Raw genomic sequence first — 26,819 nt, forward strand, 5'->3', positions numbered from 1 at the left:
ATAACGCGTGAACTGATCTTCCTGACGCCGCTGGAACGCTTACTGGTGAACTGTCCGGTTCGTGAGTTTCGCACAATTGAGGCAATCAGGTTCTGTCGAGTCTTGCTCACGCCAAGGCTCTCCGCAATCTCAGTTGCGGTGCGTCGCGGGGTCCGGAGAACGACTGACTTCGCCATACAAATAGTTTAGATGCAGGTGTCAAGCCCGGGCTAGACCGCCTGCTTGCGGCCTTGTATCTCGATGTAAATATTGATCAGGCTCACCGCCGCCGGGGTCACTCCCGGAATCCGGCTGGCCTGCCCGATGGTTGCCGGGCGCACACGGCCCAGCTTCTCCTTCATCTCGCGGGAGAGGCCGCTGACCTGGGTGTAGTCGAACCATTCCGGAATCGACCGCTCTTCGGCCTTCTTCAGCTTCTCGATATTCCGCCGCTGCTGGTCCAGATATCCCGAGAACTTGATCTCGGTTTCCACCGACTTCAACTCGTTGCGTACCCATGAAGGCAGCGTCTCACCCTGAAGGCCCGCGGCCATCTCCGCAAAACGGGCATCCTCCCGAAGCTTTTCCTGGAAGAGCGGCAAAATCTGATCGATGGTCACCTCTGGCCGCTTCAGAAGCTGCGCGAGTGTCTGTCCCTTGTTCTCGCCTTCGCGGAGACGCTCGGTTGCCAGCAGCTTCTCCAGGGCGACCATGCGCACCTGCTTGGCCTCGTAGTCCGCCCAGGCCGCATCGCCGATCAGGCCCAGGGTGCGTCCCTTCGGTGTCAGCCGACGGTCGGCGTTGTCGATGCGCAGGTGCAGACGGAACTCTGCCCGTGAGGTGAACATGCGGTAGGGTTCGTTGGTGCCCTTGGAGATCAGGTCGTCGATCAGGATACCGGTATATCCATCGGCTCGATCCAGCCAGAACGGCGCTTCGCCCTTCACGCTGAGCGCCGCATTGATGCCGGCCATTAGGCCCTGACAGGCGGCCTCCTCGTAGCCAGAGGTGCCGTTGATCTGCCCGGCAAGATACAAGCCGTCGATCGACTTCACCTTCAGCGAGCGGTCCAGCTCGGTCGGGTCGATGGCATCGTACTCGATGGCGTAGCCCGGGCGCAGCATTTCGGCCCTCTCCAGCCCCGGGATGGAGTGCACCATCGCCGCCTGCACTTCCATGGGCAGGCTGGTGCTCATGCCGTTGATGTAGACCTCGTGGGTGTTCAGGCCCTCGGGTTCCAGGAAGAACTGGTGCTGGGTCTTGTCCGGGAACTTGACGATCTTGTCTTCGATCGACGGGCAGTAGCGCGGCCCAATACCTTCGATCTGGCCGGAGTACATCGCCGACCGGTGCACGTTCTGGCGGATGATCTCCAGTGTCTCCGGCGTGGTGTAGGCGATGTGGCAGCTCACCTGGCGAAGCTGGGGAACGGTCTTGGTGCGGAAACTAAAGGGCGTAGGATCGGCATCGCCGGGCTGCTCATCAAAACGCGACCAGTCGATGGTGCGTCCGTCCAGGCGCGGAGGCGTACCGGTCTTCAAGCGGCACTCACGCAGGCCCAGGCGCTTCAGCGCCTCTCCCAGCAGGACGGAGGCAGGCTCGCCGGAGCGGCCGGCGGTGTAACGCTCCTCGCCGCAGTGGATTAGACCGTTCAGGAATGTCCCTGTGGTGATCACGACCGCACCCGCATGCACAATGCGGCTGTCGCGCAAACGGATGCCGGTGATGCGGCGGGCACCTTCGGCGGTATCTTCCAGCACGACGTCGACTACCTCTGCCTGCTTGATGAACAGGTTCGGCTGGCCTTCCAGCACCTCGCGCATCTTCACGCGATACAGCGCCTTGTCGCACTGCGCCCGCGGCGACCATACGGCCGGACCACGCGAGGTATTCAGCAGGCGGAACTGGATGCCGACGGCGTCAGCAACCTCGCCCATAATGCCGCCCAGGGCATCGACCTCGCGCACCAGGTGGCCCTTGGCGATGCCGCCAATGGCGGGGTTGCAGCTCATCTGCGCAATCAGGTCGAGGTTCAGTGTGAACAGAGCGGTGCGCAGGCCCATGCGTGCGGCGGCCATGGCTGCCTCGCAACCGGCATGCCCCGCACCCACCACCAGCACATCGAACTGTTCTGTAAACGCCATTGCTCCCGCCGGAATCTCTCTTTTCTATTTTAAGGGGATTCGCGAGAATGTTTCATGCAAAGACTCCTCGCGCTCCTTTTTGCCCTGGCGTTGTCCGTCTCTCTTGCTGCTTCGCAGGCTGCTGCCCAGCAGTCGGCCATCTCCGCCGATCCCCCGATCGATCATGCACATCCGGCGACGATGGAGTCCGTACAGATCCCCAGCCACGGAGCCCTGCTCAACGGCCTGGTCTACATCGCTGCCGGGGCAGGACCGCATCCGGTGGCTTTACTGCTGCACGGCTTCCCTGGAAACGAGCGCAACCTCGATCTGGCCCAGACACTGCGCCGCGTGGGATGGGATGTGGTGTATTTCAACTATCGCGGGGCGTGGGGTACGCCGGGAGAGTTCTCGTTCGCGCACTGCATTGAAGATGCCCAGGCGGCGATTGCCTGGGTGCGCGAACCGGCCGTTGCCACGAGGCTGCGGGCAAATCCATCGCAACTCGTACTAATGGGCCACAGCATGGGCGGCTTTGTCGCCAACGAAGTCGCGGCACGTACGCCGGGCATTAAAGCAGTGGTGACGATGTCGGCAGCGAATATGGGCATGGAAGCGATCAGGCAGGTGCCGCCACAGGCAAGAAACATTGCTGTCACCAAGGTTGCAGAGCACCTCGCCAAGGAAGGCATGGCGCCACTGGCAGGTTGCACACCCGAGAGTCTGGCGAAAGAGCTGGCAGCAAACCTCACACAGTGGGACTTCCCCACACTGGCGCCAAAGCTGACAAAGACTCCGTACCTGATCCTTACCTCGGACGACGGCCTCGCTCCATCGAATGATGCATTTGCGGCAGCGCTGAAGAGCAGCGGAAACACGCAAGTGGCAACGAAACACTTCACGACGGATCATAGCTACTCCGATCAGCGCATTGCACTGCAGCGCACAATTCTCGACTGGCTAGCGAAGCTGTAGATTGGCGACAGACCGGGTGCCCCATATCTGCGCCGCGGGGTCCCCGACGAACTTCGTTCGTTGGGGTGCAAGCAGATGTGGGCATTCGCGCTAATGCGCGAACCGTTTTTTTGTTTGTCATTTCGCAGCACAAGCGGAGAAATCTGCTTCTCCATCCATGCTTTCTTTGCCAAAGATGAGAGAAAGCAATCTCGCTTCGCGAGGCACCCAAGTTCTGAGTAGTCCTTACAACCTCCCTCTCCCGCCACGTCATCCCATGGAAACGGCCACCGGCCAGCGCCATACTTCAGGAGCCCTCTTCGGCATGTTCATCAAAATCCTCCATGTCTGGCATGGCTGGTTCTTTGCCCTCTTTCTGTTCTGCGCCGCACTCGTCTTTTCCAACGTCTTCCACTGGCTGCTCTTCCGCGTACTTCGCCGAAAGCAGGCACAGGAGACAAGCCTGGAGAGCCGCGGGCTCGGACTTGGCCTGCAGCGCTATCTCGCTCGTCCCGCGCGCGCCATCTTCGTACTGACCTGTCTCTTTCTGGTTGAGCCGGGTCTGCCTATTCCGCGGAGCTATCACGATGAGGTCCGTCAGGCGATGGCCATCCTCTTCGTTCTCTCTCTCGGGTGGTTTGCTGCCGGATTCGTCTATGTGGTGCAGAACATCTTCCTTCGGCGCTACGACATCACCTCGACCGACAATATTCAGGCACGGCGTATCCATACGCAGTTCGGTCTCTTTCGACGCTTCCTGATCTCGCTCATCGTCGTTGTCACCATCGCGGGCGTCCTGTGGACCTTCCACGACGACCGTCTCTGGAAAGCAGGCACCGGCTTGCTGGCTTCCGCGGGTATTGCTTCCTTGGTTCTGGCCACTGCCGCCAAGTCCACCGCTTCGAACTTTCTGGCCGGTGTGCAGATTGCATTGACCGAGCCCATCCGTATCGATGATGTAGTCATCGTGCAGGGCGAGTGGGGACGCATCGAAGAGATCACTTCCGCCTATGTTGTCGTCAAGATCTGGGACCTGCGCCGTCTGATCGTGCCGCTGAGTTACTTCATCGAAAACAGCTTCCAGAACTGGACGCGCCAATCCTCCGACATCCTTGGGACCGCCTTTCTCTACGTCGACTACACCATCCCGGTGGAGCCGCTCCGCCAGAAGCTGCGCGAGATCTGCGAGTCCTCACCTCTGTGGGACCGCAAGGTCTGCGTGCTGCAGGTAACTGACGTAAAAGAACACACCATGGAGCTGCGCTGCCTGGTTAGCAATCGCAGCGCCGGCGATAATTTCGATCTTCGCTGCCTGGTGCGGGAGAAGATGATCGAGTTCATCCGCGAGAACTACCCGCAGCACTTCCCGCGCACGCGCTTCACGGCTCTGCCTGACTCCGGCCGGTCGCAGGGCGAAACCGCCGAGAAATTTACGACACCGATACAGAAAGCCTCGTAAGCTTGGAGTTGCCATGCCCCTCGTCCTGTGTTTCAACCCGGGCAGCAACTCGCTGAAGTTCGACCTCATTGAGACGACCGCTAACCAGCCGCGCGCCTCTGCCGGAAAGCGCCTGCTTACCGGCGACATTGATAACGTCGGTAAGGACACTACGCTCGAGATCACACGCGGCGATCAGCCTCTGCACTCTGAGCCTTTGCCGGCAGGTGACTTCGACGCCATGACTACGGCTTCGCTCGATGCCCTCGACAAGCTCGATCTTCCGAAGCCCGATCTCGCCGGTGTCCGTGTGGTGCACGGTGGAAGCGATTTCAACGCTGCAGTGGGGATCGACGATGAAGTGATCCGCAAGATCGAGGCCCGCGCCGAGCTTGCTCCGCTGCACAACCCCAAGTCGGTGAAGGTGATTCGCGCACTGCAGCAACATGGCAGCGCCCTGCCCCTTGCCTGTACCTTCGATACGGCCTTCCACCACACGCTGCCCGAGGTCGCGTGGCGTTATGCCATTGACTACGATGTGGCCAACCGCCATGGCATCCGCAAGTACGGTTTTCATGGTCTTTCGCATCGTTATCAGTTGGAGCAGTTTTGTTCGCTGAGCAATACCGCGATCCAGCAGGCGAATATCGTTACCAGTCATCTTGAGAGCGGATCGTCCGTCTGTGCCATCCGCGAAGGCAGGTCGGTAGAGACCTCGATGGGCTTTACGCCGCTGGAGGGTCTGATGATGGGCACACGCTCCGGCTCTATCGACCCGGCGATCCTGCCCTATCTCATGCAGCACGAAAATCTTTCTTCGCAGGACGCGCTGCAGTTCCTGGAAAAGAAGTCGGGTCTTCTCGCCATCTCCGGCCAGTCACTCGACACCCGCATCCTGCGCAAGAAGACAGACGAGCGTTCACTGCTGGCCATGGCCATGTACGCCTATCGTGTCCGCGCCACCATGGGCGCTTATCTTGCTGTTCTGGGTGACGCACAGGCCATTGTTTTCGGCGGAGGCATCGGAGAGAATACTCCTGAAGTACGAGGCCCCATTCTTGAGGGGCTCCGAGGCTGGGGCGTCGACGTCGACCCCGCCCGAAATACAAATGTCATGGCGGGTGACACTTTGCTCTCCTCGCCGGCATCAAAGCTCGCCGTATGGGTGATTCACGCAGACGAAGGCCTGCAGCTTGCACACGAGTGCACACAGGCCCTCCAGTAGCCAACCCTTAACCACGGAGACACGCGATGCCGCTCACCGTTGAGGAAATCGCCGGTATTCATGCATACTGGCGCGCTGCCAACTATCTTTCTGTCGGACAGATCTACCTGCGCAACAATCCGCTGCTCCACCGTCCGCTGACGGTCAACGATATCAAGCCGCGCCTGCTCGGCCACTTCGGCACAACACCCGGCCTCAACTTCGTCTACGTGCATCTCAATCGCATCATCAAGGCCCGGCGCCTCAGCATGCTGCTGATCACTGGGCCGGGCCACGGAGCCCCGGGCATCCTTGCCAATACCTTCCTCGAAGGCAGCTACTCAGAGACCTATCCCAACATCCAGCAGGACGCCGACGGTCTCAAGCTCTTCTTCAAGCAGTTCTCCTGGCCGTACGGCATTCCCAGCCACTGCGCCGCCAACGTCCCCGGCTCTATCAATGAGGGTGGAGAGCTCGGCTACTCGCTGGTGCACGCTTATGGAGCTGCTTTCGATAATCCGAACCTCATCGTTCCCTGCATCGTCGGTGATGGTGAGGCGGAGACGGGCACGCTCGCTACCTCGTGGCACTCGAACAAGTTCCTCAATCCTGTCACCGACGGCACCGTGCTGCCCATCCTGCACCTGAACGGGTACAAGATCGCCAATCCCACGGTGCTGGCGCGCATTCCGCAGGAGGAACTGGAACAGCTCTTCCGTGGCTACGGCTACACGCCGTATACGGTCGAAGGCGATGACCCCGAGGTGATGCACCGGAAGATGGCGGAGACGCTCGATCGAATCTTCGATCACATCACTGTGATTCGCGCCGATGCCGCAAGCCAGTATCCGCCGCAACGTCCGGCCTGGCCAATGCTCATCCTGCGCACCCCTAAGGGCTGGACGTCGCCGCACATGGTCGACGGCAAACAGGTGGAGGGCACATGGCGCTCGCACCAGGTGCCGCTGGATGAGGTGCGCTCCAACCCCGAACATCTCACGCTGCTCGAAGAGTGGCTGCGAAGCTACAAGCCGGAAGAGCTCTTCGACAATCGCGGACGCCCTGTGCCGCAGTTGCTCAACCTTGCTCCCAAAGGCGACCTGCGCATGTCGGTCAATCCCAGCGCCAACGGCGGCGAGTTGTTGAAGCCGCTGGTGCTGCCGGACTTCCGCGACTATGCCGTGAAATGCAATGTGCCTTGCGATGCAAATGAGGTGTCGGCCACCAAGATCCTCGGCGACTACCTCCGGGACGTCATCCGCTACAACGCCGGCAGCCGCAACTTCCGCATCTTCGGCCCCGATGAGACCGCCTCCAACCGCCTGCAGGATGTCTACCAGGCCACGTCGAAACAGTGGGAGGGCGAGGTGCTTCCCGTCGATGAGAATCTCGCCGCTGATGGCCGCGTGCTCGAAGTGCTGTCAGAGAATCTCTGCCAGGGCTGGCTCGAAGGCTATCTCCTCACCGGCCGCCACGGCTTCTTCTCCTGCTACGAGGCCTTCATCCATATCATCGACTCGATGTTCAACCAGCATGCCAAGTGGCTGAAGGCCTGCAAAGAGCTGCCCTGGCGCAAGCCAATCGCTTCGCTGACCTATCTGCTCAGCTCGCATGTCTGGCGGCAGGACCACAACGGTTTCTCCCACCAGGACCCCGGCTTCATCGACCACGTCGCCAACAAGCAGAGCGAGGTGACGCGCATCTACTTCCCTCCCGATGCCAACTGCCTGCTCTCGGTCGGCGATCACTGCCTGCGCTCCCGCAACTACATCAACCTCATCATCGCCGGGAAGCAGCCGACACACACCTACCTCAACATGGACGAGGCCGTGCGTCACTGTACCGAAGGCCTGGGTATCTGGGCCTGGGCTTCCACCTGTGCGCCGGAAGAGAAGCCGGACGTCATTCTCGCCTGCGCCGGCGACGTTCCCACCATGGAGGCTCTGGCGGCTGTGACGGTGCTGCGTAACTGGGCACCCGGCCTCAAGGTTCGTTTCGTCAACATCGTCGATCTCTTCACCCTGGAGACGCCCGGAGAGCATCCTCACGGCATCGACGACGAAAACTTCGAACGGATCTTCGATCAGGAAAGCCCGGTCGTCATGGCCTTCCACGGCTACCCGACCGTAGTGCACAAGCTCACCTACAAGCGCCGCAACCATGCCAGCTTCCATGTCCACGGCTTCCGCGGCGAAGGCACCACGACGACGCCGTTCGATATGACGGTACTCAACCAGATCGACCGCTTTTCATTGGCACTGGATTGCGTGAAGTATGCATTGCCCGGAGAGCACGATCGCGTCCGCCAGCTCTATAGCGAAAAGATGCAACAGCATAAGCTCTACGTTGCGGAACACGGCGAGGATATGCCTGAGGTAAGGGATTGGAAGTGGGCTGCTAATTGAATGATGAATGATGGAAGAATTGAATAACCTGAACATCCAACGACATCACTAATCGCCAGTTGAGGCGATGATCTAGTTCTTCAATTATTCAATTATTTCGTTATTCAATTCTGCAACCAGCGCGCGATAGCGCGGTTGCAGACCTCTGGCTGTTCCTCAAACGGAAGATGTCCCACGCCATGCAGCACCAGTAGCTCGGCGTGATGCATCTCCTTCGCCAGCAGCTGTGCCGAAGGCAGGCTTACAGCGCGGTCGCGGTCGCCCCAGATCAGCAGAGCCGGAACGTCGGCCAGCTGGTTCATAACCTTCTTCAGGCGGCGCATGTCGCTTCCCCAGGAACGCACAATCGCCAGCAGGTGATCCATGGTTCCGGGGATGCTGAGGTGTTCGGTGTAGCAGGCCAGCGTTCCGTCAATGATCCGCGAGGGCTCGCCGTACATCCGGCGCAGTGCGGCGCGGTGCAGCAGGCCAGGCCACTGCGGAACACGCCGTCCCAGCCAGGCTCCCAGCGGAGTGGCAAAGAAGCGGGCATTGCGCGCGCCATGCCCACAGAACGGATTTGCCGGAGCGAAGAGCACCAGTTTGCCTACGCGGTGCGTGTGCCGTGCGGCCAGCATCATCGCCAGCGCTCCGCCGTGCGAGTGTCCGGCAATATCGGCTTCGTCCAGTCCGAGGGAATCCATCAGGCGCGCAATCCGGTCGGCGGTAGCCTCCAGGCTTGCGTCCAGGCCGGCGACACGCTGGCTCTTCCCCATGTTGAAGAGATCCACCGCGTAGACCGTGGAATGGCGCGCCAGATCCTTGAGGTTCCGACGCCAGGTCTGCCCATCGGCCAACAACCCGTGCAGCAGAAGCAGCGGGCGCCCCGTTCCGGCAACGCGGTAGTGCACCGCGATGCCATCGACGACGACCTCTTCTTCACGGATGTTGAGTGCTGCAGACACGGCCCTCTGTGCGTCCCTTCGTTCAAACTGCGGGTCTTTCCCTGACACAGACGGCACGGAAGTCCCAACGCTCTATGTTACAGGATTGTTACAGAGGGGTGAAGGTTGCATTGCGGGATTTAATCTCAAGATGTTCCCAGCCGGGAACGGAGGAGTCGGAGTGCCAACGGAAAAGCTCACCGAACTTTCAGCCCAGGACCGTCAGCAGGCGATCTCCTCCCTGCAGACCTACGCCGAGCAAAATCTGGCCGAACCGCTCAACACGCTGGCGGCGGGTTTACTGCTGGACTTTTTCCTCGAAGAGATCGGTCCCCTCGTCTACAACCGTGCCGTCGCCGACGCTCAGCAACGCATGCAGCACAAGTTGATGGACCTTGAAGGTGAGTTGCAGGCAGATGCCTTTCAGTACTGGCCTTCGCGCGCTGCCCGCAAACGCCGCTAGTGTGGTGCCTCGCAAGTTCTTGTCATAAATGTTGTCATCCTGAACATCGTGAAGGACCTGCTTTTCAACGCTTCGGATGGCAAAGCTCTTCATGATTTATGACATGTCGCTGAGGTATTAAAAGCGAATACCCCATCACCCGCGGAGGTGGTATGGGGTATTCGAGTGCAGCTTTTGACGGTTTTTGCTCTCCGTTACGTTGTGGGAAAAGCGGGGCCTCGGAAAAACCTCCAGTGGCCCCCGGCAGATAATGCAACTAATGCAACAAACTTCAGGTATGACAATGTAGCGAATCCACCGTTCTACTACTGCAACAACAAGTCCACTGCCTGGGTGATCGTCGTTCCTTCCGGCAGGGCTTTGAACTCAACATGCTCTGACTGCTGCTGGCGATTGATGGTTTTGAAGAAGATTGCCCGTCCGTCAAAGCGGGTCTGCATCTTCGCGACCTTCCAGATGGTGGGAGCTACCTCCTCCCGTATGGTGCTGAAGCTACTGCCGCTGCGAAGCGTGGCCAGCAGACCCATGCCGAAGCTCACGTCTTTCTCCAGGCGGCCTTCGAGCTGGTGCAGGCGGAACTCGCGTTCGTCCACCAGCACCGTGCCATGCATCGCGTGCATGACACGCTCTTCGAAGCTCTTTGGGGTGTACTCCGGATTAGGACGGTAGGCGATGCGGGTATATCGTCCCTCCTGCCCCACCCTCTCAAACAGAAACGCTCTGGGCAGCAGATCGAGCATGCGCTGCGCACGCTGGGAGTCCTCCTGCTGCGCCTGGGCGTCCTTCTGTAATGCGGAGGGGTCGCCGGCAACCTGCTTTACCCGCTCGCGCTCGGCCCGCTGCCGGCAGGCATCCAGCGGTCTGCCGTCCTCTTCCATCAGCAGGCGAATGCGTCCCTCGGGCAGATCGGCGACCCGCTCCTTCCACAATCTTCCATTCGTGCGGTCAGAGCGTTCGTAGGAGGTGTACAGGTAAGCAGGCCGCGCTTTGGAGGCCGCGCTCTCCCTTGAAATCAGACCAACGATAATCTCCATCGGTGTTGTCTGTACCCGAACAAGCTGGTCCGCGGCATGTGCGGTGTAGAGCGACATCGACAGCGTGATACAGGCAGCGAACTTTACGAAGGGGAACTTCATGGCAGCACCTTTGCTTCGACTGTCATTGTTATCCCGGTTAACTTCCGGCTGTCTGTTTTCCAGACAACAAAGTGAAGTTCGTGTTCCTTATCGGGAAATCCCGGAGCGCATGCGGTATGCCGACCGTGCTTTTTCAATGGCCTTGTAGTTCTTCTCCGCCCATCTCCACACGCTGCAAAAGGCCTCTCCCAGGCTGCGGCCCAGCGCCGTCAGCGTGTACTCCACCTTTGGTGGGATAACGGGATGCACCGTTCGTGTGACAAATCCGTCGGCCTCCATCTGCCGCAGCGTCTGGGTCAACATCTTCTGGCTCACACCATCGACCAGCTCCGCCAGTTGGGTGAAGCGCAGCGTACCATGCTGGTCCAGGGCTTCGAGGGTCAGCAGTGTCCACTTGTCGGCGACACGCGCGATGGTCTGCTGCACCAATGCATCCAGGTCAGGGCGAGGGGAAGACCTTCCGTCCGGCGACTGGAATGTGAGTGGAGCTCTCGGTTTCTTCTTCGAGGATTTTGGGGAAGCCATATTGCTTACCTCACAGTAACTGACGTACGAAAAAGTGCCTACTTCCCAAAAGAGAGTGACACTCCTACAGTAACTCATGAAGGGAGCAAGACATTCATGAAGGTCACAGGAAACACGATTCTGATTACGGGCGGAGGCTCCGGTCTTGGCCGCGGTCTCGCTGAAGCCTTTCACAAGCGCGGTAACACCGTCATCATCGCCGGCCGCCGCAAAGAGGTGTTGGACCAGGTCGGTGCCGCGAACCCCGGTATCGTTGGGGTGCAGCTCGATGTGCAGAGCGAGGCTTCCATCAACGCCTTCGCCGCCGACTTGGCGGCAAAGTATCCCGCTTTGAATGTGCTGATCAACATGGCCGGCATCATGAAGACCGAACAGGTCATCGATCCGAAGGCAGCGGAGGAGACCATCAATACAAATCTCCTGGCGCCAATCCGGCTGACCGCCGCACTTCTGCCCACACTTCAGAAGCAGCCGAGCGCGACCATCATGAACGTCAGCTCCGGTCTTGCGTTCACGCCGCTCGCGCTGACGCCAACCTACTCGGCCACCAAAGCAGCGATCCACTCCTGGTCACAGTCGCTGCGCTACCAGTTGAAGGGCACGAGCGTCGAGGTTCTGGAACTGGCTCCGCCGTATGTCCAGACCGAGCTGCTTGGGCCGCACCAGAAGAGCGATCCTCGGGCCATGCCCCTGGATGCCTTCATCGACGAGACCATGCAGATCCTGGAAACCCAGCCTCAAGCGAAGGAGATCCTGGTGAAGAACGTCCACCCACTGCGCTTCGCCGGAGACTTCAACGCCGAAAAGTTCGACGCCTGGTTCGAGCAGTTCAACACTCTGCTCGCCGGGCACTAAGGAGAAGTACGAATCGGGTGGGAGCCGTGGGCTTTTAGCCCACGGTTTATTGACTGAATAGAGAAATGGGCTTTACAGGCTGCGGAAAAACTCGATTTTCGAGAAGCGCAAAAAAACGATCGCGTCAGAAAGACCTATAAGCGATCCGGGGACATTGGGTGACGATTTTCTATCCCCAAATTTGACCCGATTATCCCCTCATATAGAGTTTTTCCGCAGCCTGTTTAGCCCTGGGCTTTTCCTGATGGACAGTGAAGGCCCAGGGCTAAAGCCCGTTTATTTTTACGCCTTTATCAGCGGGCTGAAGCCCGCTTCTCCCACCAGTCTTAGCCGCCCCATGACCTGCTTCAGGCGGAATGAATCTGTCGACACTCAACTAGCAACCAGGAACGAGCAACCAGCAACTAGACTGTATCCATGTATCCCGGCAGATCACTCATCACTCCGCTTGTTCCCATCACCCTGGGCGACCATCCGCCTATATGGTGCAAGCTTGAGTTTTTGAATCCGTCGGGATCGACGAAAGACCGTATCGCCCGCTTCATCCTGGAGAAGGCCTACCGCGAAGGCCGCATTAAAGAAGGCGATCTCATCGCCGAGGCGAGTTCCGGCTCTACTTCGATCGCCATGGCGCTGGTCTCCGCGCAGATGGGATTTCGCTTCATCGCTGTCATGCCGGAGGGAGTCTCGGCCGAACGCGCGATGATGATCCGTGGCTATGGAGGCGAGATCATCCTCACACCGAAGGAAGAGGGTATCTTCGGCGCTTTGCGCGAGGTGCAGCGTCTGGGCCGCGAAGAAGGAGCTTTCCTTCCACTGCAGTTTGAAAACGAAGATAACGCCCGCGCGCATCGGGTCGGCACCGCGCACGAGGTCATCAACCAGATCCCCGGCGGATCGGTAGCCGCAGTGGTCAGTGGTGTAGGCACCGGCGGAACCCTGGTCGGTCTCTACGAGGGGCTTCGAGACTCCGGCTGTAATGTCGTTCCTATAGTTGCGCGGCCCATCAACCGCACCAGCTTCGGAGATGTAGAGTGCTGCAGCTTCTCCGCCCGTATTCCCGGTGTCGTCGACCGCCTCAGCAAGATCTTCCGCGAAGACCGCCTTCCCGGCCTGCTTACGATCGAGGTGGAGGACGACGAAGCCATCGCGGCTACCCGCAAGATCATTGCCAAGGGATTCCCCGTAGGCCCCAGCTCCGGCCTCAACTTCTGCGCCGCCATCGAGGCAGCGAAACGAATCAACGGGCCTATCGTCACCGTTTTCCCAGACCGCATGGAGCGCTATTTCACGACCGAGTTGTTCTCGACCTACCGCTCGTAGACCTATCCCTGTCGTCCTGAGCCGGCTAATGCTCCTATCGTCTGACCGGCTCTCCTAAAATTTGTCATCCTGAGCCGCAGGCGAAGGACCCGCTCCTTCAGCTGCACGCAGTGCAGCTAATTCGCACTTACGTGCGAACGCCTCGCTTTATGACACGGCTGAACAGTTTGCGGAAAAACGCGTCTTTTCGCCTGCGGGTCAGTCTGTTGTGAGGGATCGGTGAGTTGTTTTGGTTCTCTATGGCACGTTGTTATGCGGTTTGGGTGGGTTTAGAGGGTGTTTAGACACACTACGGCCGTGTCATGACTGTGCTGGGATGGGAGGTATCAGCTTCACCAGCCGCAGCAGATTATGGGCTGCGGCCATGAGCTGTACCATCCAGTCCACCTTGCGTAGCCCACGCAGCTTGGTCTGTCGCATCGAACGGTCCAGCTTCATCCAACCGAAGACCTTCTCAACCAGTTTGCGTTTCCTCTGACTGATCGCATATCCCGGCTCGCTGCGTTCCTTGCTGTTGAGCCAGTTGGGCCATTTGGGGTTCGGCTCATACTCGGCCACGTGCGGCCTGACCTTGCGACGGCGCAGGGCCTTGATGAACTTCTCGTACTGATAGCCCTTGTCGGCTCCCAGCGTGATCCGCTTTTTACGCTTGATCCGCTTCAACATCTTCAGAGCCGCTGCACGTTCCTCTGTCGTCCCGGCCTGTGTGGCCATGGCCGCCACCACCAGACCGTTGCGGTTCTCGGTGATCACATGGCCCAGATAGCTGGGAACCGATGCTCCGCTGGAGCTCTTGCGATACAGCCGCGCTTCCGGATCGGTAGAGGACTCATGAGTATCACGCAGTAGCTTTTTACCACCCGCTCCCGTCCCACGGTCCGGAGGATCGGCCTTCTCATGGAAGCTGCGCCGGTTGGCCCATGCCTGGATCAGCGTGCCGTCCACCGTGAAGTGTTCTTCGCTGAGCAGCTTGTGCTGGCTAGCTTCCTCCAGCACCGCCAGCAGAAGCTTCTGGCTGGCTTCGCCGGCGATCAGACGCTCCCGGTTCTTGGTAAATACCGTCACGTCCCACACCGGATCGTCAATCTCCATGCCCACGAACCAGCGGAACAACAGGTTATAGTTCAGCTGCTCCATCAACTGCCGTTCCGAGCGAATCGAGTACAGCACCATCAGCAACTGCGCACGCAGCAGACGTTCCGGCGCGATCGATGGTCGCCCTGTCGCCGCGTAAAGCTGCGACAACTCACCATCCATCCGCTTCAGTGCCGCATCCACCATAGTCCGGATCCTCCGCACCGGATGATCCGATGCGATCCGCTGCTCCATCGTTACGTAACTGAACATCCCGCTCTGCTTCGCTTCTTCTCCCCGCATACCTCTCTCTTACGACAATCCCCGAAAAACGAAAAGAGTTTTTCCGCAAACTGTTTAGCCGTGCCGTAAACATTGCGCATGGGAAAGGGCTTCAGCCCCTGAGGGCAATAGTTGGGCACCCTTGACAAAATCTCCTCACATTCTGTAATTAACCAATCAGCTAAATAACCAAGTGGTGAAATATGAATGACCATCTCAGCACCACCTTCGCCGCGCTGGCTGACCCCACGCGGCGGGCCATTCTGGCAAAACTCGCAAGCGGCGAGGCCTCGGTCTCCGAGCTCGCTGAACCCTTCTCCATCTCCATGCCGGCCATCACCAAACACCTCAAGGTGCTGGAGAATGCCGGGCTGATCTCTCGCACGCGCTCGGCGCAGTTCCGGCCCTGCAAGCTGGAGGCCGCTCCCCTCAAGGAGGTTGCCGGCTGGGTGGAGGAGTATCGCCGTTTCTGGGCTGAGAGCTTTGACCGCCTTGAAGCCTACCTGGCCGAGGTTCAGGCCGAGGAACACGCCGGCAAGAAGAAAAAGAAGCACAAGAAGAAACACAAACGAAGTTCTGTGAACCACTAGCTACGAACCAAAGGAGAGTCGCAGCCATGCCCACTGTCGCCCAAGAAAATCAGATCATTGAAAGCCGCGTGCTTCGTGCGCCGCGCGAGCTTGTCTTCCGCATGTTCACCGAGGCTGAGCACGTCAGTCATTGGTGGGGTCCGCGCGGCTTCCGCACCCACACCACGCTGATGGACGTTCGTCCCGGTGGTCTTTGGACGCACACCATGATCGGGCCCGACGGAACCGAGTACCCGAACGAGGTTCGCTACGAGATTGTCGATGCCCCCGAAAAGCTTGTCTATGAGCACATCAACGACCCGCTCTTCCGTGCCACCATTACCTTTACTGAAAAGAGTGCGCAGGAGACGGAGGTTCTCTTCGTCATGGACTTCCTCGACGTCCGCCTGCGGAATGCCGTCGCTGAGCGCGGTGCTGTAGAAGGCCTGCAGGACACGCTGGCCCGCTTCGAAGAGGTACTCTCCACCTATACCGGCGAAGAGTTCGTCCTCACCCGCGAACTCAGCGCTCCGCGCGAGCTGGTCTATCGCTCCTGGACCGAGCCTGAGCGGCTGGAGAAATGGTTTGGTCCTGTCGGTACAAAGCTCATCATCAAGCGCGCCGACATCCGCGAGGGCGGCCACTTTGTCTACGGCATGCAGCTTCCCGACGGCAACACGATGTGGGGCCGCTGGACCTTCCGCGACCTGACGCCCTTCTCACGCATCGTCCTGGTGACGTCTTTCGTCGACGAGAATGAGCAACCCATTGCTCCTCCCATGGCGAAGGACTTCCCCATCGAGATGCTCTCCACCACCACGTTTGAAGAGCGCGGCGGAAAGACCCTCGTGACCCTGCGTTCGCGAGCCATGTATGCCAGTCCGGCACAACAGCAGACCTTCGCCGGCTTCTTTCAGAGCATGGAACAGGGTTGGGGTGGAACTTTCGGACAGCTCATCGCCTATCTGGAACGCGAGCAAGGCTAGCACGTCAACTTTTTCCTGCTCAAAGCAAAAGGGCGGTGGCCGAAGCCACCGCCATTTGTTTTGGTTGGGTTCGCTTAGAACACGATGCGGCCAGAGAACTGGAACTGGCGCACCTGGTAAGCGTAGTTGCTGTTTACACCCGACGACGATGGGATACCGAAGCTAGTTGCCTGGTAGGTCAGCGTGGTTGTGCCTGATCCCATGTTGTATGCGGTGGAGCCTACACCGGTCACATTCTGGTGGTTGGCAAGGTTGAAACCTTCAGCCATGAGCTGGAAGGTGTACTTCTCGTGCAGTTTGAAGTCCTTCTGCAAACGGGCGTCGATAACAATGGCGCGCGGCATGTAGAAGCTGTTACGTCCAAGCTGCGGAATGTAGGTTACGCCCGTTCCGCCAAGACCGGAGGAATAGGGTACGAGGCAGCCGGTAGTTGCCGTTGTGGCAGCGCATCCAGAGCTCTGGTTAGGACCGGTACCGCTAACACCTGCGGAATAAGGAAGACCGGTCTGCGCCTGAATCAGCGGTTTGATTGACCAGCCATTTGTGAGGTAGCCAAGACCGGTGTCATCCTTCCGGCCAGGAATGTTGAAGATTGCCCAGCCGACGAGGCGGTGGCGGATATTAAGACTGGAATTTCCGTAGTTGCTGCGCGGGTTGGCGTACGGGTCATACCAGTTGTTGGCGCCAGCTGTGGTGAACTGGTTCTGGCTGTAATCCAGAGCATGTGCCCAGGTGTAGTTGGCGTCGTAGCTCAGCCACTTGCCGGAGCGGCGGGTGATATCTACTGTCAGAGCGTTATAGCTGGAGTTGACATTGCTGAGCACGCCGGTGATGGCGTTGTATGTCGGGTTAAGGGTATTGAACTTCGTTCCAGAACTGCTGACGAAACGGTTTGCATAGACCTTGCTGGTGAGCACAGTGCCGCAGGCCAGCGGGCCGCAGTTGCCACTACCGGTGACGGTGTAGCTCTGGGTGAAGGTCTGTGTCGGATCGAGGTTGTAGTTCAGGTAGTTCGGCAGCTCGCGACCCAGGGAGCCCATGTAGGCGAGGGTGAGAACATTGTTTTTCCCGAGATCTTGCTGCACCGTCAGATCAAACTGTTCGGCGTAAGGATTCTGCAGATTGTTGGCGAGGTAAAAAATGCTGGGATTGCTGGGAGGATTTCCGCTACCCAGAATGTTTGGGAGCTTGACTCCTGAGGTGTTGTAGTAGGTAAACGCAGCCTGCGCGTTTGTTGAGCCAGTGTTGGCATATGTATTCAACAAAACGCCATTCGGGACACGGCCATAGTAGAGGCCGAAACCGCCGCGGACAACCGTCTTGCCACGGCCAAACGGATCATAGGCGAAGCCAATGCGCGGTGCGATGTTGTTCTTGTCTGAGGGATGCTGTGCGGTCTGAGGAGCGGTGATGGCGAACGAATACGGCGCCGGGATCGACTCGTAGTCGTAGCGAACGCCAAGATTCAGGGTGAGGTTCGGACTCAGCTTCCAATCGTCTTGAGCAAAGAACCCGTAGTCGATGGTCTTCAGATCGAAGTTCGGGCGGCCGAGGCCCTGATTGATGCTGCTATAGCAGGGGTAGACAGTGGTTGCGTTAGCAGCCGCGAAGGCAGGGGTCGACCCTGTACTCGAGGCGCAGGCGCCGTTGGGGACGATGATGTCGGCCAAAAAGTTGGCGATCGATCCATAGCTATAGGAGCCGTTGCTCTGGTACAGGTTATTGAAGACATCGTAGTTCTGCAGGATATCCGTACCGAAGCGCAGAGTGTGCTTACCGAAGCTATACGAAGCTGTGTCGCCGATCTGCCATTTACGCTCGTCCGGATACGATGTGCGATAGCTGTAATACTGCGAACCTGCATTGAAACCCACACTGGTAAAGACACCAACGGCGGGGACATTGCCATTAGTTCCGGTGAAGTGGCTCTTGGAGTAGTCGGTGTAGGGCTGCTGACCTTCCCAATTGAGTTCGCGGCCGTACATGTAGCGAAGTTCATTGGTCATCTTCGAGGAGATCAGCGAGTCAAGTTTTGCGACGCCGTAGTCGAGCTTCACAAAATCCGTGCCGAAGCTGTCGCGGGCATACGAAACAGCCGCCTGGGTCTGAACGCCACCTGGCGAATCCCAGCGCAGACGGTGATAGAGGAAGCTGACATGGTGCTTGGGTGTGATCTGCCAATCCAGCTTCGGAGTGTTGATGTTCTGGTTGCCGTAACGCGGCACTTGGCCAAGTTCAGTTGCAAGTTCGTTCAGAGCGGAGGTGAACCGTGCCTGAGTTACGCCACGAGCGGCCAGACCGGCCGGCAACGCAGTATTGAAAAAGCTGGTGGGGTCGGCAGCAACGGCAACACCCGGGAAGTTGCGGCGGAACTCGTCAAACGCATAGAACCAGAAAAGTTTGTCCTTGATTAGTGCACCGCCGACTCCGAAGCCGAACTGGTTGCGCTTGTCCTTCGGACGGAAGGGAATCAGATCTGTCTTACCGGTGCTGGTGTTGAAGCTCGGAAAATTGACCTTCGGGTTGATGGACGAGAGCTTATCGTTACGGTGATAGAAGTACACCTCACCGTGCAGGCTGTTGGTACCGCTCTTGGTAACGGAGTTCACCACGCCGCCTACAGCCCGTCCATATTCAGCCGAGTAGACGCCGGTATTGACCTGAAACTCACGAACGGCGACCTGCGAGGTGGAGTAGCCGGCGCGGGTACGGCCGCGCTCTTCACCGAAGAAGGCCTGATTGTCATCGGTGCCGTCGATCTGCACGTTGTTCAGAACGGCCGAGATCGCGCGGAAGCTCAGCAGGCCGAAGCCCGAAGCGTCATTGGTGACACCGGGAGTGACCAACGCGAGCGACGACCAGCGGCGGTTGTTAATCGGGATATTCTCAATTTCGGTGTTGCTCAGGTGGCCGCCGTAGGTGGCCGAGGCGAAATCGATGGCCGGGATATCGGCGACAACCTCGACCGTCTGTTCGGTCTTACCGGCGCTCAGGTGCGGATTCAGTGTGGTGACCTGGCCTACCTGAACGACAACCTGCGTCGTCTTGGAGGCTGCAAAGCCGGCCATATCCACGGTTACGGTATAGGTTCCAGGAGGAAGAAGCGGAGCTCTGTACTCGCCGCTGGATTCGCTGGTCAGGACAACGTCCTGGTTGGTCCCGTCGTTATGGATCGTAATCTTCGCGTTGCTGACGACCGCGTCCGTCGTATCGAACACGGTGCCGGCGATCGCACCCTGTGTGGTGGACTGCGCCACCGCGTTCAGACTCACACCAAGGATGGCCGCACTGGCCAAGCTAAGAAAGCCTCTTAATTTACTCATCCTGCCTCCAAAAAAACATCAAAACGCCAACCATCGTTCCGGTTGGGAGCCACTTACACAACTTTCAGGAAAAGGGCACTACTTCTACCATGGCACACCACCATGAATGGGTTGTAAACAGTAATTTGTGGGCGTTTTTCATGTCGGTGAACCTTCGGTACACTAAGTAAGTTGAGGAAGTTGAGGAAAACGCGGTCTGAATGTTTATTGATGAGGCGAAAATCCGGGTAAAAGCAGGCGATGGAGGCAATGGCTGTATGGCCTTCCGCCGCGAGAAGTTCGTCCCCCGGGGAGGCCCGTCAGGCGGTGACGGCGGTCATGGCGGCGATGTCTATATGACCAGCTCCGCCAGCCACAACACGCTGGTGCACTTCCGCTTCAACCCCGAGTACAAAGCCGGCCGCGGCACCCACGGCGAGGGCTCCAACTGCTCCGGCGCCGCCGGTAAGCCCATCACGCTGAAGGTTCCCATCGGGACGCAGGTCTACGACGAAGAGACTGGCGCGCTGGTTCACGACTTCACCCATGTGAATGAGACCATCTGCATCGCCCGCGGCGGCCGCGGCGGACGTGGCAACCAGCACTTTGCTACCTCGACCCATCAGGCTCCGCTCGAGCATGAGCTCGGCCGTTCCGGGGAAGAACGCCATTACCGCCTGGAACTGAAGCTGCTCGCGGATGCAGGTCTTGTCGGTTATCCCAATGTTGGCAAATCCACGCTGATCTCCCGTCTCAGCGCCGCCAAGCCGAAGATCGCGAACTATCCCTTCACGACGCTCGAGCCCAACCTGGGTGTGGTGAAGATCGGCGAGTATCCGCACACCTCGTCGTTCACGATTGCGGATGTTCCAGGGCTGATCGAAGGCGCATCGCAGGGTGCGGGACTCGGCATCCAGTTCCTGCGCCACATCGAGCGCACCTCGGTATTAGTGCACCTGGTCGATGTCTCGGACGGCAGCGGCCGCGAGAACCCGGTTGACGACTTCAAGACCATCACCAAAGAGCTGGCGGAGTTCGGCCACGGCCTCGACTCCAAGCCGACCATCATCGTCGCCACCAAGATGGATGCCGCCAATCCGGAGAAGCTCAAGAAGCTGCAGGCCTACGCCAAGCGCCGCAAGCTTCCCTTCTATGCCATCTCGGCGGTCACCGGTGAGGGCCTTGATCCGCTGAAGTACGCCATCGCCAAGCTGGTGGACGAGCATCGTCCTGACCCAGCCAGCGAAGCAGACTACGTCGCGCCCACGCTTCCGAAGCCCTTCCCGCCGCCACCCCCCAGCGCCCGGAGCCGCTAGTGATTGAATGATGGAATAACGGAATAAAATCCTTCCATTATTCAATTTGCCGTTATTCCATCATTCAATTCTCTTCATGGCGGTGAATCGAATGATTGAAGAATTGAATGATTGAATAAAAGCCCGGTCCAGCAAACAGGGCATCATTCAATCATTCCATTATTCCCTCATTTAATTACTTCATGGCATCACAGCGGCTCTCTGCTGCAACAGGAACGGCACTCGCTGTGCATCGTTTCCGGGCACTGCCGCCAGCGGCGAGCCTTCATATCTGGTGTACGGTCCATCGGCGACAACAATCTCAACACTTGCTACCTGAGCAGGAATCCTCCCACCAAACCACCGCGCATCTTCCTGCTGCTTCCAGGTCACGGCGCCCAGCTTCGCTCCTGCAGGATAGGCTCCATCCGCGTGGGAACGTGCGTAGTTCACCGCTATGTCGTCGCCATAGAGCGTGGTCATGGTTCCTCCGGGATTGATCCACGAAGTAATCACACGCCCCGATCTTGGATTCCACGAAAGTCCGCCATGGACTTCCGCCTCGCGGTTGAGCTGCGGGAACACCGTTTTGGGTGGATTCGGCGAGCAGCCGGAGAGAAGCAAAACAACTGACATTGCTGCGAGTAGTTGTTTCATTTTCACTGTGCACCTCCAATCGGCATGGTGTAGACATGGTCGCTATGGGCCACCGGTTCATGGCAACTGATGCATTCGTTCTGAAACGCCGCGTCTTTCCCGTATGGCTTCAGATCATCGCCACGCCACCGCCCCCATCCCCAGCCTTCGGCCGAAGCATACTTTTTGCTGTCTTTGATCATGAGCTCCACCTGCTGAAAGGCACCGGTGGTGATGCCGCCCTTACCGTCCGGCTGCTGTAACCATGCCACCTTGGCGAAGACCGTCCCGTCGGGCCAGTTATCGATTTTTCCGTCGGCAATTGCCTTGAGCGCGATGTCGTTGCCGAGAATCTGACGCATGGTGTGGTTATCCCAGCGTTCCGTGCTGCTGACCGGCTTCCAGTTCTTGTACTCCGGCAGGAACGGTACGCCGTTCCACTCGGGCTGTACCTGCATATCAGGCTCTGCCTGCATCGGCTTGCCGTTGCTCGCGATCCAGTGCTGGAACTGGGTGTCCGCAGCGGCGGCAGGCGCGGGTGCAGAAGCCTGTGCCGGCGGAGTCTCAAGGTAGTGCCGCAGGGTTGCCAGCTCGTCCGGCGTGACTCCGGCATCGCGGTGAACCGCCAGATATCGCGGCAACGGCATGGAGCCAAGCTGGACCGTGTTCACGCTTTCAAACAGCATCCCGCGCTGGACAGCCTCAGCCTTCGCTCCAATGGTGGAGAAGTTCAAATGCTCACGCGCTTCCAGCACGTCGCTTCGTACGATCCAATACGCCGGAGCGAGGTTGTCATACCAGGGCAGTTTTGTCTCGTTCGAGTGGCAGCTATAGCACCGCTGCCGCAGAATCTGTTTCACATTATCCGGAGCCTGGATCTCGGCTGTTACCGGAGGAGATTCCAGCTTCGGATGATAGGCCTGCATCGCACCGCCAATTAGTAAAAGGACGATGCCAGTCCCCGTCAGAAAACGCATTCGAGTCATCTCGTACCTCAATCTCTCGGATGTCCGACATCGCAACCTGGTGGCAGGTTTCTTCTACCTTTTATTCAGCTCTTAAGCTCACCGCCCGGCCCTGAAACCTTTCGCCTGCCTGGTGCGTCCAGCGTAATATCTGTACATCTTTCTCGACACGTCTCTGTGCGGCACGGTTCCGCAGTGTGCAGACGTCTCTCTTCTGCTGTTGCACCACAACCTGACGAGGGCTCTCAATGATTCGTTCCCGCATTCGCCGTGGTGTTTCCGCGGTCCTGTTGTTGACGGCACTTCCCGGCATAGCTCAGCGCCGTGCCACCGGCTCAGATGCACCCAACGCCGCCGGCCCTGTGCCGACCATCGCGCAGCGCACCGCCTCTCTTGAAAAGAAAGACGGCTTCTTCCCGATCTACTACGAGGCAAAGACGGCGCACCTGTTCCTCGAAATCCGTGAATGGAACAAGCAGTTTCTCTATGCCAAGCACAGTGCTTCGGGGACCGGAGCGGGCGTCAATCGCGGAGCCATCCAGCAGGGCCAGGTCGTTCACTTCTCGCGCATTGGGCCGAAAGTAATGCTCGCCGCCGAAAACGAGCGCTGGATTACGAAGAGCGGAGAACCTGCGCAGGAGGAGGCCTTCCGCGATGGTTTCCCTCAGTCCATCATCGGCGGCTTCACCATCGCTGCCGAAGATGAAAACGGTGCGGTTCTGGTGGATGCGACCGACTTTCTCATGCGCGATGCTCTCGGCTACGCATCACGCCTTGGCACAGGCTTTCGCCTCGATTCGTCGCGCTCTTCCATCATCGAAGAGCATACGAAGAACTTCCCGAAGAACACCGAGATCGAAACCCTGCTGACCTTCGGCAAAGAACCCGCGGGAGGTTTCGGCTTCGGCGGCGGGGAAGGCGCCAGCGGTCTCGCAGCGGTGTCGCCCGACGCCAACAATGTCAGCCTCAGCATTCGGCAGTCGCTCATTGAGCTTCCCGACGGCAACTACAAGCCGCGCCTCTGGGATCAGCGCGCCGGTCAGCTTGTGAACACGGTTTACTCTGATTGGTCGAAGCCTCTCGGTGAGTCACGCGAGACGCATCTCATCACGCGCTTCCGTCTCGTCAAGAAGAATCCCAGCGCCGAAGTCTCTGACCCTGTCGAGCCCATCCGTTACTACGTCGATCGTGGAGCGCCCGAGCCCATTCGCACGGCACTACTCGAAGGTGCGCGCTGGTGGTCTGACGCCTTTCTCGCCGCGGGTTTCTCCAATGCCTTCAAGGTGGAGCTCCTGCCGGAAGGCGCCGATCCCTATGACATTCGCTACAACGTCATTATGTGGGTACCTGAAGAGCAGAGGGGCTACTCCAACGGCGCCTGCATCTACGATCCCCGCACCGGCGAGTCCATCAAGTGCGAGGTCACCCTGACCACCGGCCGCGAGCGCCAGGACTACCTCATCACCGAAGCTTTGCTCTCGCCGTACAAGAACGGCGACAAGCCCGATCCGCAGCAGCTCGCCATGGTACTGCAGCGTATGCGCCACCTGGCGGCGCACGAGTCCGGCCACACCATTGGCCTCGGTCATAACCATGCGTCGTCCGCCTTCGGTCTCGGCGGCTCGGTCGATGACTATCCCTTCCCGAATATTCAACTGGATGCCAAGGGCAATATCGACCTTACGCACGCATACCAGCCAGGCCTCGGCGAATGGGATAAGTTGACGGTCAACTACCTCTATCATCAGTTCCCACCCAGCTACACACCTGCGCAGGAGAAGGCGGGCCTTGAAAAGATCCTGCAGGATGGCATGAAGAAGGGTATGTACTTCATGACCGATAACGGCCCTTCCACGGTTCATCCGCACTCGTCGCAGTGGGACAACGGCCCCGACTCGGCGAAGGAGCTCGATCGCCTATGGAAGGTCCGCTCGGTGGCCATGAAGAACTTCTCTGATGCTGCCATCAAGCCAGGCCGTCCGATGGCGGAGCTTGAAGACACCCTCGTTCCCGTCTATCTGATTCATCGCTATCAGGTCGAAGCTGCGGCACAGTCTATTGCCGGCGAAGACTGGCGTTATGCCGTTCGTGGCGACGGCCAGCAGGTCGCGCCGATGGTCTCGCCCGAAGCTCAGCGAGCGGCCCTGAAGTCGATCCTCGCAACGCTGAATCCCGCGGAGCTTACACTGCCCGAGTCCATCGTTGCCCTGATGCCGCCGCGTCCTCCGTCACTGCCGCGCACGCGCGAGAGCTTTACCGGCTATGCGGGAGACGCCTTTGACCCGGTTGCTCCGGTTCGTGCCGCCGCGACCATCACGCTCGATGCTCTTCTTGATCCCGAGCGCGTCGTCCGTCTCACCCAGTTCCACGCGCGCGATGCAAAGATGCCCTCGCTCACTGAGCTGGTTGATGCCACCATCGATGCGACATGGAAGGTGCCGGCGCAGACCGGTCTGGCCGAGGAGTCGAAGTTCGCCATCGACTACGCTGTGCTGGAACATCTGCAGGCTCTCAGCACCAGCAGCGATGCAACGCCCGAGGTAAAGGGCATCGCCCAACAAGCCATCGCCAAACTCCGTAGTTACGCCGCCGATCAGGCAAAGAACGAAAGCCTGAGTCCGGAAGCAAAGGCCTTCTATGCGGCTGCCTTTGCTCCCACGGGCGGAGGCGCCGGCGGAGCGCGTGGTGGGGCTGCTGCACCAGCAGTCACTCCCGCACCTGGTCCCGGAGCACGCAGGCCAAGCGGCGATCACAACCAGATCCCTGCCGGAGCTCCTATCTAGAGTCGAAGCAGTAGAGCAACGGAATGCCCCAATGTCTCCATGACAATGGGGCATTCGGTTTTGGAGCTAACCTGGTGCTGATTTCTTTATGCTTGTATTGCAGTTCCCGTCTAAGGGAGCGAGGTACATGACAACTATGCTGCGATCTCGATGGTTTGCTCCGGCACTGCACGTTATTCTCTTTGCCGCTACATAGGCATTAGCTCTCGGCCAACCGAAGCCTCTCCTTGATGGACCGGCGAGTTGGAGCTTCCTACCGCTGTTTTTTGCTGACCTTCCAATCTCGTTATTTGGCTTCTCGGCGATGTGGGATGGAAAGTGAACCTACGGAATCTGGTTATGGGCGATACTCGGGACTATCTGGTGGTACTTTCTGGGCCGATGGATCCAGAACATTTACGTCTCGCTCTCAACCAGCAACTAGGAACTAGCAACCAGCAACTAGAATTCAATCCCCCGCTGCGCCAGAATGCCTTTCTGATACGCATGTTTCACTTCGCGCATTTCCGTTACGGTATCCGCAATTTCCACCAGTGACTTGTGGGCATTGCGTCCGGTCAGGATCACATGCACCATCTCCGGCCGCTGCAACAGTGTTTCCACCACCGGTTCCGGGGCGAGCATGCCGTAGCTGATGACGTAATTGATCTCGTCGAGCACCACCAGGTCCCAGTCGCCGGAGAGGATCGCCTCCCGAGCCTGCGCCCAGCCCTCTTCCACCATGCGGATATCTTCGGGATCGGTCTCCGCTCCGCCCACCTTCACGAAGCCGCGGCCAAGCTGTTTGATCTGGAAGTCCTCACCGAACGTCGCGATGGAGTCCTGTTCGCCGTGATGCCAGCTCCCTTTCAGAAACTGCAGCACCAGTACCCGCATGCCATTGCCGGCGGCGCGCAGAGCGGTTCCCAGGGCGGCGGTTGTCTTGCCTTTACCTGGACCGGTATTGATCAGGATCAGTCCACGCTTGGAAGAAGCTTCGTCGTTCATGCTGCTAGTGTCCGCTGTGGTAAGGGTGCCCGGCAAGGATGGTGAAGGCGCGATAGATCTGCTCCGCCAACACCAGCCGGGCGAGCTGATGCGGCAGCGTCATTCGCCCAAGGGACAGAGTGAGATCGGCCAGCTTCAGCGTCTCGGGCGACCAGCCGTCCGGAGGTCCAATGGCCAGAAGAGCACGGCGTTTGCCGCCATCCCTTGCTCCGCCCAGCGCGGCCGCAAACTCCTCTGAGGTCAGCAGCTTCCCCCGGCTGTCGAGCAGCACCAGAAGTACGGCGCCTTCCTTCTGCTCGCGCTCCACCCGTTCCAGGAACTCCCGCTCCGTCTTCAGGGCAAGCTCTTCCACCGGAGCATAGCGGGAGGTCCTCTTCAGGTACTCGCCTGCCAGACTGTCGATCGCGCGGTCAGAACCAGCCGAGACCGTGACAAGAGTGAGCTTCATAGAACAACTTCCATCCAAATTTCAATAGATTGTTACGGGAATATTCCATAAAACATAGAATTGGGTACGGTATCTGACTTTGATGTCATCGAAATGATTTGAAAACTAAGGCAGTTATTTCCCTTTTCCAGTCTGGCATAGAGTTTGCTCCAACTGATTCGACC

The 26,819-nt window shown here is 58.9% G+C and carries 21 protein-coding genes; 11 read left to right on the forward strand and 10 right to left on the reverse strand.

The annotated features are described in order from the left end of the window. Positions 1–209 precede the first annotated feature (209 nt). Positions 210–2,123, reverse strand: coding sequence for a tRNA uridine-5-carboxymethylaminomethyl(34) synthesis enzyme MnmG (mnmG, locus tag FTW19_RS02740; RefSeq protein ID WP_147646215.1), 1,914 nt, complete (start codon positions 2,121–2,123; stop codon positions 210–212). A 54-nt stretch (positions 2,124–2,177) separates the two neighbouring features. Here mnmG and FTW19_RS02745 point away from each other — a divergent pair, with 54 nt between their 5' ends. From FTW19_RS02745 to FTW19_RS02760, 4 genes are all read left to right on the forward strand, one after another. Next, positions 2,178–3,077, forward strand: coding sequence for an alpha/beta hydrolase family protein (locus FTW19_RS02745; protein ID WP_147646216.1), 900 nt, complete (start codon positions 2,178–2,180; stop codon positions 3,075–3,077). Positions 3,078–3,381: 304 nt separating this feature from the next. Next, complete coding sequence (locus tag FTW19_RS02750) at positions 3,382–4,515, forward strand: mechanosensitive ion channel family protein (RefSeq protein WP_246153542.1); 1,134 nt, start codon at positions 3,382–3,384, stop codon at positions 4,513–4,515. Between the two features lie 13 nt (positions 4,516–4,528). Then, complete coding sequence (locus tag FTW19_RS02755; RefSeq protein ID WP_147646217.1) at positions 4,529–5,719, forward strand: acetate/propionate family kinase; 1,191 nt, start codon at positions 4,529–4,531, stop codon at positions 5,717–5,719. Between the two features lie 26 nt (positions 5,720–5,745). Then, entirely contained in the window at positions 5,746–8,103 is a 2,358-nt protein-coding gene (locus FTW19_RS02760) for a phosphoketolase family protein (RefSeq protein ID WP_147646218.1), read from the forward strand. A 104-nt stretch (positions 8,104–8,207) separates the two neighbouring features. On the opposite strand, the gene FTW19_RS02765 is transcribed toward FTW19_RS02760, so the two are convergent. Next, a complete protein-coding gene (locus FTW19_RS02765; RefSeq protein WP_187143220.1) occupies positions 8,208–9,047 on the reverse strand; it encodes an alpha/beta fold hydrolase in 840 nt (279 codons plus the stop codon). 160 nt (positions 9,048–9,207) lie between these two features. Here FTW19_RS02765 and FTW19_RS02770 point away from each other — a divergent pair, with 160 nt between their 5' ends. Next, entirely contained in the window at positions 9,208–9,489 is a 282-nt protein-coding gene (locus FTW19_RS02770) for a DUF2164 domain-containing protein (RefSeq protein WP_246153543.1), read from the forward strand. A gap of 305 nt (positions 9,490–9,794) precedes the next feature. Here FTW19_RS02770 and FTW19_RS02775 read toward each other — a convergent pair whose 3' ends face one another. Further along, positions 9,795–10,625 (reverse strand): hypothetical protein, encoded by an 831-nt coding sequence (locus FTW19_RS02775; protein WP_147646221.1) that lies wholly within the window; start codon positions 10,623–10,625, stop codon positions 9,795–9,797. An 87-nt stretch (positions 10,626–10,712) separates the two neighbouring features. Then, the gene (locus FTW19_RS02780) at positions 10,713–11,150 is read right to left on the reverse strand and encodes a winged helix-turn-helix transcriptional regulator (RefSeq protein WP_147646222.1); all 438 of its coding nucleotides are present in this window, start codon (positions 11,148–11,150) and stop codon (positions 10,713–10,715) included. A 96-nt stretch (positions 11,151–11,246) separates the two neighbouring features. On the opposite strand from FTW19_RS02780, the gene FTW19_RS02785 reads away from it, so the two are divergent. Together FTW19_RS02785 and FTW19_RS02790 are read left to right on the forward strand one after the other, a co-directional pair. After that, a complete protein-coding gene (locus FTW19_RS02785) occupies positions 11,247–12,005 on the forward strand; it encodes an SDR family oxidoreductase (protein WP_147646223.1) in 759 nt (252 codons plus the stop codon). Between the two features lie 417 nt (positions 12,006–12,422). Then, positions 12,423–13,328, forward strand: a complete 906-nt coding sequence (locus tag FTW19_RS02790; protein ID WP_147646224.1) for a PLP-dependent cysteine synthase family protein — start codon at positions 12,423–12,425, stop codon at positions 13,326–13,328. A 300-nt stretch (positions 13,329–13,628) separates the two neighbouring features. Here the strand turns inward: FTW19_RS02790 and FTW19_RS02795 are convergent, their stop codons facing one another. Continuing rightward, positions 13,629–14,705: an IS5 family transposase gene (locus tag FTW19_RS02795; protein ID WP_147645881.1), complete on the reverse strand. Its 1,077-nt coding sequence runs from the start codon at positions 14,703–14,705 to the stop codon at positions 13,629–13,631. A 182-nt stretch (positions 14,706–14,887) separates the two neighbouring features. Between FTW19_RS02795 and FTW19_RS02800 the strand changes: the two genes are divergently transcribed. Together FTW19_RS02800 and FTW19_RS02805 are read left to right on the forward strand one after the other, a co-directional pair. Further along, positions 14,888–15,274: an ArsR/SmtB family transcription factor gene (locus FTW19_RS02800; protein ID WP_147646225.1), complete on the forward strand. Its 387-nt coding sequence runs from the start codon at positions 14,888–14,890 to the stop codon at positions 15,272–15,274. A 26-nt stretch (positions 15,275–15,300) separates the two neighbouring features. Further along, positions 15,301–16,239 (forward strand): SRPBCC family protein, encoded by a 939-nt coding sequence (locus FTW19_RS02805; protein ID WP_147646226.1) that lies wholly within the window; start codon positions 15,301–15,303, stop codon positions 16,237–16,239. 74 nt (positions 16,240–16,313) lie between these two features. On the opposite strand, the gene FTW19_RS02810 is transcribed toward FTW19_RS02805, so the two are convergent. Continuing rightward, positions 16,314–19,562, reverse strand: a complete 3,249-nt coding sequence (locus FTW19_RS02810) for a TonB-dependent receptor (RefSeq protein ID WP_147646227.1) — start codon at positions 19,560–19,562, stop codon at positions 16,314–16,316. Positions 19,563–19,762: 200 nt separating this feature from the next. Between FTW19_RS02810 and obgE the strand changes: the two genes are divergently transcribed. Next, the gene (gene obgE / locus FTW19_RS02815) at positions 19,763–20,857 is read left to right on the forward strand and encodes a GTPase ObgE (RefSeq protein WP_147646228.1); all 1,095 of its coding nucleotides are present in this window, start codon (positions 19,763–19,765) and stop codon (positions 20,855–20,857) included. Positions 20,858–21,037: 180 nt separating this feature from the next. Here obgE and FTW19_RS02820 read toward each other — a convergent pair whose 3' ends face one another. Together FTW19_RS02820 and FTW19_RS02825 are read right to left on the reverse strand one after the other, a co-directional pair. Beyond that, positions 21,038–21,493 carry a hypothetical protein gene (locus tag FTW19_RS02820; RefSeq protein ID WP_147646229.1) on the reverse strand — a complete coding sequence of 152 codons (456 nt, stop codon included), beginning with the start codon at positions 21,491–21,493 and terminating at the stop codon, positions 21,038–21,040. Between the two features lie 2 nt (positions 21,494–21,495). After that, positions 21,496–22,449: a heme-binding domain-containing protein gene (locus FTW19_RS02825; RefSeq protein ID WP_246153544.1), complete on the reverse strand. Its 954-nt coding sequence runs from the start codon at positions 22,447–22,449 to the stop codon at positions 21,496–21,498. Positions 22,450–22,685: 236 nt separating this feature from the next. Here FTW19_RS02825 and FTW19_RS02830 point away from each other — a divergent pair, with 236 nt between their 5' ends. Then, the gene (locus FTW19_RS02830) at positions 22,686–25,220 is read left to right on the forward strand and encodes a zinc-dependent metalloprotease (protein WP_147646231.1); all 2,535 of its coding nucleotides are present in this window, start codon (positions 22,686–22,688) and stop codon (positions 25,218–25,220) included. Between the two features lie 441 nt (positions 25,221–25,661). Here FTW19_RS02830 and cobO read toward each other — a convergent pair whose 3' ends face one another. Both cobO and FTW19_RS02840 read right to left on the reverse strand, forming a co-directional pair. Then, positions 25,662–26,207 carry a cob(I)yrinic acid a,c-diamide adenosyltransferase gene (gene cobO, locus FTW19_RS02835; RefSeq protein ID WP_147646232.1) on the reverse strand — a complete coding sequence of 182 codons (546 nt, stop codon included), beginning with the start codon at positions 26,205–26,207 and terminating at the stop codon, positions 25,662–25,664. Between the two features lie 4 nt (positions 26,208–26,211). Then, positions 26,212–26,655 carry a 23S rRNA (pseudouridine(1915)-N(3))-methyltransferase RlmH gene (locus tag FTW19_RS02840; protein ID WP_147646233.1) on the reverse strand — a complete coding sequence of 148 codons (444 nt, stop codon included), beginning with the start codon at positions 26,653–26,655 and terminating at the stop codon, positions 26,212–26,214. Between the last annotated feature and the right edge of the window lie 164 nt (positions 26,656–26,819).

It is taken from the genome of Terriglobus albidus (assembly GCF_008000815.1).
Classification (GTDB): Bacteria; Acidobacteriota; Terriglobia; order Terriglobales; family Acidobacteriaceae; genus Terriglobus; species Terriglobus albidus_A.

What these genes read in the sequence shown, in the direction of transcription:
- FTW19_RS02755 (WP_147646217.1), top strand. Translation starts at nt 4,529, where the DNA reads ATGCCCCTCGTCCTGTGTTTCAACCCGGGCAGCAACTCGCTGAAGTTC.
- FTW19_RS02750 (WP_246153542.1), top strand. Translation starts at nt 3,382, where the DNA reads ATGTTCATCAAAATCCTCCATGTCTGGCATGGCTGGTTCTTTGCCCTC.
- cobO (WP_147646232.1), bottom strand. Translation starts at nt 26,207, where the DNA reads ATGAACGACGAAGCTTCTTCCAAGCGTGGACTGATCCTGATCAATACC.
- FTW19_RS02820 (WP_147646229.1), bottom strand. Translation starts at nt 21,493, where the DNA reads ATGAAACAACTACTCGCAGCAATGTCAGTTGTTTTGCTTCTCTCCGGC.
- FTW19_RS02760 (WP_147646218.1), top strand. Translation starts at nt 5,746, where the DNA reads ATGCCGCTCACCGTTGAGGAAATCGCCGGTATTCATGCATACTGGCGC.
- FTW19_RS02830 (WP_147646231.1), top strand. Translation starts at nt 22,686, where the DNA reads ATGATTCGTTCCCGCATTCGCCGTGGTGTTTCCGCGGTCCTGTTGTTG.
- FTW19_RS02775 (WP_147646221.1), bottom strand. Translation starts at nt 10,625, where the DNA reads ATGAAGTTCCCCTTCGTAAAGTTCGCTGCCTGTATCACGCTGTCGATG.
- FTW19_RS02840 (WP_147646233.1), bottom strand. Translation starts at nt 26,655, where the DNA reads ATGAAGCTCACTCTTGTCACGGTCTCGGCTGGTTCTGACCGCGCGATC.
- mnmG (WP_147646215.1), bottom strand. Translation starts at nt 2,123, where the DNA reads ATGGCGTTTACAGAACAGTTCGATGTGCTGGTGGTGGGTGCGGGGCAT.
- obgE (WP_147646228.1), top strand. Translation starts at nt 19,763, where the DNA reads ATGTTTATTGATGAGGCGAAAATCCGGGTAAAAGCAGGCGATGGAGGC.
- FTW19_RS02825 (WP_246153544.1), bottom strand. Translation starts at nt 22,449, where the DNA reads ATGCGTTTTCTGACGGGGACTGGCATCGTCCTTTTACTAATTGGCGGT.
- FTW19_RS02800 (WP_147646225.1), top strand. Translation starts at nt 14,888, where the DNA reads ATGAATGACCATCTCAGCACCACCTTCGCCGCGCTGGCTGACCCCACG.
- FTW19_RS02810 (WP_147646227.1), bottom strand. Translation starts at nt 19,562, where the DNA reads ATGAGTAAATTAAGAGGCTTTCTTAGCTTGGCCAGTGCGGCCATCCTT.
- FTW19_RS02805 (WP_147646226.1), top strand. Translation starts at nt 15,301, where the DNA reads ATGCCCACTGTCGCCCAAGAAAATCAGATCATTGAAAGCCGCGTGCTT.
- FTW19_RS02795 (WP_147645881.1), bottom strand. Translation starts at nt 14,705, where the DNA reads ATGCGGGGAGAAGAAGCGAAGCAGAGCGGGATGTTCAGTTACGTAACG.
- FTW19_RS02745 (WP_147646216.1), top strand. Translation starts at nt 2,178, where the DNA reads ATGCAAAGACTCCTCGCGCTCCTTTTTGCCCTGGCGTTGTCCGTCTCT.
- FTW19_RS02785 (WP_147646223.1), top strand. Translation starts at nt 11,247, where the DNA reads ATGAAGGTCACAGGAAACACGATTCTGATTACGGGCGGAGGCTCCGGT.
- FTW19_RS02790 (WP_147646224.1), top strand. Translation starts at nt 12,423, where the DNA reads ATGTATCCCGGCAGATCACTCATCACTCCGCTTGTTCCCATCACCCTG.
- FTW19_RS02780 (WP_147646222.1), bottom strand. Translation starts at nt 11,150, where the DNA reads ATGGCTTCCCCAAAATCCTCGAAGAAGAAACCGAGAGCTCCACTCACA.